This window comes from Phocaeicola sp. RTP21198st1_B8_RTP21198_201120 (assembly GCF_040929485.1).
GTDB lineage: Bacteria > Bacteroidota > Bacteroidia > Bacteroidales > Bacteroidaceae > Phocaeicola > Phocaeicola dorei.
In genome coordinates, this window is sequence record NZ_JBCOCI010000062.1 from 1 (window position 1) to 4,239 (window position 4,239).

Annotated in this window: 5 protein-coding genes; all 5 read right to left on the bottom strand. The window is 40.6% G+C overall.

Annotated elements, in window-relative coordinates:
• Positions 1-574 precede the first annotated feature (574 nt).
• The 5 genes from AB5935_RS17725 to AB5935_RS17745 all read right to left on the bottom strand — a co-directional run bounded on the left by AB5935_RS17725 (position 575) and on the right by AB5935_RS17745 (position 4,025).
• The gene (locus tag AB5935_RS17725; RefSeq protein ID WP_005851416.1) at positions 575-979 is read right to left on the bottom strand and encodes a HEPN domain-containing protein; all 405 of its coding nucleotides are present in this window, start codon (positions 977-979) and stop codon (positions 575-577) included.
• Positions 970-1,290, bottom strand: a complete 321-nt coding sequence (locus AB5935_RS17730; protein WP_005851414.1) for a nucleotidyltransferase domain-containing protein — start codon at positions 1,288-1,290, stop codon at positions 970-972. The genes AB5935_RS17725 and AB5935_RS17730 overlap by 10 nt, the downstream gene beginning before the upstream one ends.
• A gap of 177 nt (positions 1,291-1,467) precedes the next feature.
• Complete coding sequence (gene tnpC, locus AB5935_RS17735; protein ID WP_038610512.1) at positions 1,468-3,261, bottom strand: IS66 family transposase; 1,794 nt, start codon at positions 3,259-3,261, stop codon at positions 1,468-1,470.
• Between the two features lie 72 nt (positions 3,262-3,333).
• Positions 3,334-3,669, bottom strand: coding sequence for an IS66 family insertion sequence element accessory protein TnpB (gene tnpB, locus AB5935_RS17740; protein ID WP_008653594.1), 336 nt, complete (start codon positions 3,667-3,669; stop codon positions 3,334-3,336).
• Positions 3,663-4,025: a hypothetical protein gene (locus tag AB5935_RS17745; protein WP_038610514.1), complete on the bottom strand. Its 363-nt coding sequence runs from the start codon at positions 4,023-4,025 to the stop codon at positions 3,663-3,665. Before AB5935_RS17745 ends, tnpB begins: the two co-directional genes overlap by 7 nt.
• Between the last annotated feature and the right edge of the window lie 214 nt (positions 4,026-4,239).

Consider the following 4,239-nt stretch of genomic DNA (forward strand, 5'->3'; position numbering starts at 1 on the left):
TCACACTCCGGTGAAGCTCCCACTCTTCAAAGAGCCTGAGCTTCATCTCCTGCTGGTAGTCACGAAGACAATCGTTCTTGCAATACATTATACGGATGCCAGTCGCTACCGACAACAAAAACAAGGAAGGCCGCATACGTTATCGCATACAGCCTATAGTAAATATTCTATCTTTATAAATTTATTTTATCGGCGGTTATGAACTGTTCCTCCACCGAATTCAGACAGGACCTATTATTGTCTATCCCTCTATAATCCAATCACTCAAAGTGTGACTTTCCGAGTCAAAGTTTATCCCCACCTTCACTACGGGAAGTCCGCAAAACGGAAAAGAATAAAGGTAACGAACGGTAACCGTCATATTATAAGTATCCAACCCCTATGGCAATAGTCCTTATCTCCTGTATTCACTGGGGTTTGGGATGTATCGTAAGATTGAATTGTAAATATTTGATTTTAGCCACTGAAAAGTGCCTAAAAAACATTTGAGCTAATAAATTAAGCGATTTCTCAACGATTGGCCCATGCCAATCCGATATTATGGAGAAGGGTAAGATTAACAAAATGAAACATACTATTCCACCAACGATAATAAACTTTTCATCTTTTTGATTAAAAGTTCAGTTCGGTTAAAAAGAGGTTTTACATCTTCTTCAGCCCAATCGAACATGTCATCATAATCACCGGCATGACGCATATTCTGTAAACGAGAGACCAAACGCATCTCATCTTTGTCCAACAACCCTTTAGTTGCAAATTCCTGCCCCAACAAACAAATTACACCGCTATGGGTCTTAGATGTAAAACCTTTATCTATCAATAATGCGGAAGCCATGTGGAAGACAGCATAATACAAACGATTTGCAACCAAATTCCAATGATTCATGGTAGCATTGTCCGAAGCTTCAATAAAAACGCTATCAGCCTTTTGAACACGGTAAGCAATAATAGATTTCTTTTCTTCTATACTTAGTGGCATAATTCAATTCCCTCCTGTTCTACATTCTTATAAAAAAGAGTGAAACTCCGTCTTTGCCAATCTGTATAAGTATATATCAATGGATTGATATCCGCACCGATTTTCCAACCTAATTCAACCAGTGGATAAGCTACACGGTCAAAATCTTCATTATATATGCGAGATTTGTCCAATAAAATAAGAATATCCCAATCGGACTCATGATGTGCATCCCCACGAGCCTGAGAACCGAATAAAATGACACGACTCCCTGAAGGCATCACCTGACGAGCCGTTTCACGAATGGAATGGATAATCTCATTTTTTTGCATAATAGTATTAGCTTAATATATTGTATGACAAAGAAACAAATTATATTCCGCTTATCCAATAATGAAGCAATTATATTTTATTTTTTTATGTGTAAGCACTCAATTTAGGGCATCCCCCTTCGAAAGGGCACTTTTCAGTGCCCTAAACCGAGTTTTGTTAATTAATTAGTTTTGAATTTAACATTGGCTGGCAGCCAAAGTGATTTTGTCAGGAACCATGTTAACATAATCCCTGCACCCGTTAAAGATATTTTTGAAAAAAGTTCCGATGAAGTTCCAGATAGAACTGCCATGAAGCTTTACCGTTCCTATCACACTGTGATAAGTTGCTGCCATCTCTGCACCGGCATCACTACCATAATGAAGTGAATTGTTGCGTTGAGTGGTCAGCTTTCGAATGGTTCGCTCAGCCAGGTTGTTGTCTATCGGTAATTCACCATCATCCAAGTAAGCAAAGATCTCTTTCCAGAACCGGTTCAGATAATTGAGAGCTTCTCTATAATACCGGCTTCTAAATTCTGAATCCTTTGACTGTTCACTATCTAACAAACTGCGCAGCTCTATCAGGAGTTCCTTAGTTTCCAGGCTTTGCCTTTCCCACAACCGTTCTTGGGAAGTTAATCCGGCATCATCGTATTTACGCTCCCTCATAAAGAACTCCTTTAAAATTTTGGAAAAACGTTCTGCAGTCGGTTCACCACCCTGATTGGAAGCCTTGACAAACTTGTTCTTGGCATGAGACATACAAACCTGGTGTACAGTATCTTTAAACCGGGCTGATTTCAGTTCATTGCCGATAAATACATAAGCATTGTATCCGTCGGACATTATACTCTTCAATTCTGCATCGCCCAAAAAGTCTGTAAGTACATCACGACCACGCGAGCCATTCTCATAGAAGAAAATGGCTGTTTTCCGGGCCTTATTGACCAGAACCCAAATGTAGCACTTCTTATAGTGATCGTATTTGCGCACTTTACACCGGGTCTCGTCGCAGTTCACTATCGAATCTTTTTCCAAAGCTATAGACTTCAATACACAGACCAGTTCGTCCAGGTATGTCTTACCTTTCTTAAGCCAGTTGCGCAACGTGTTTTTAGAAATGGTCATGCCCATATCTGTCAGCCATTGGTGAAGAAGACCAAAAGTCACATTCTTTACATAAACTTCGTAGGCGATAGCCTGCAGAAATTCAGGAGTGGCCCTAGTGCCTTCAAAACTAGTTACTACATCCGGATGGCCTTCAGAAGGGAAATAGCCCCACTTCGGCTTTTTACCAGGCTCTGCATAATGAACCATCTCAAAACATTCTTCCGTAAGGAAAGTACGGAAACTGAACACCCGTACCATTCTCCTTTCAATGATCCGACCGGGAACCTTTGTCAAATCGGAAGGATGCTCTGTCGCCTCTCCGGCTACTCCCATCGTTTTATAACCGTCAGGGCGATTGGACAAGTCACGGTCTTTCCCGGAAGGCTCTTTTAACTCTTGGGATGGAACATGACCAACCGAATCCGTGCGAAGCGTATCATCGGTTCCATCATAATCATCCTTCTCCTTCCGGCGGTCTGAATCACTTGTTTTAGCTTTAGATTGTATCTTTTGACGTCTATCACCAAAACGTTCCTGATTGGCATAATCAAGTTTTTCTTGAAGCGATTTTATCTTACGTTCAGCCGATTTGCGAAGTTTATGCTCTTCTGACAACCGATTCTCAAGGTCAGCATGTTTCGATTGCATGGATGACATCTGATCCTTCAGTTCTTTCATCTGAGCCATAAAATCCTCTAAAACAAGCTTCATGGCATCACCTGTCAACCTGAGATCCTGATTTTGCTCAGCAAGGTATTGTATGTATCGGTCTTTCTGATCCTCTGCCATACCTGCACTATAATTTATAGGGTTGCGTGAGTAGGTTTCCCTACTCAACAACTCTCGTTTTGTTTTAATTATATCTTGCAGATCGATCATACTTAAACCTTTGAGTTACAGCATTAAAGGTAATAAAATAATCGCAAAACCGCAAGTGAATAAATAGATTGATTATCTGATTTTTAATGTTTTAACTATAGGATTCTCAAGAATCAAAACCACGTCCTTCCAGGCAATCCGATAAACAGTATCTGCCCCGTTCCGCTCCACTTTCATGAACTGATAGCCTGCCACAAACTTCTTTTCAAACAGACTATATGAACGATTATCAAATGAAAACATACGGACTATTCTGCGATTGCGAGACATGACTATAAAGACGTCTCCATCATTGGGCTCACGGTGAAGCCGTTCACGAATGATAGACAGCACACGGCTGTGTTTACAACGCATATCGGTGAAATCACGGACATAATAAAAATGATTCAGACCGGTAACACTCAGCATAACCCCTCCAGTTTCTCTACCATACGAACCAAATCCGGATAGCTTAAATTCTTTTGGGACAAATGCAAGCCATTGCTGATACGAATCTCAACCCAAATACGAACAGGGTGATCAGTTCTGCCTGGTGATACCGGTTGAGGTTGATCAATGGCACTGGATTGTTCCTCATGACCGATTACAGGAGCACCACCAACCTGGACTTCAACTACTTTTTTCCGGGTATCCCTGTACCATTTCTGAAAGATGTTATAAGGAACTTTGTTCTTAACGCAAAACGATTGGAGAGATTCTCCATGAGGCAAAGCCTCGGTCTGGTACTGAAAGTAAAACCTTTCAAGATCTTCACTGCTATACATAAATTCTAAAATTTTTGTTCGCAGCGAAGATAGAGGTTTAAATTATGAGCCAATTTTTGACTGCTTACCATTCAGTTTTCTTCCGGTTTTGTTTATTCCCAATTTTCAACAACAAGGTCGGGAATACGAGCCAAATGTCCGACATTGGCAGTTACCATAACCAGTCCTTTTTGCAAAACTGTCGCTCCAATTAAAAGATCAAAATCATCAATCC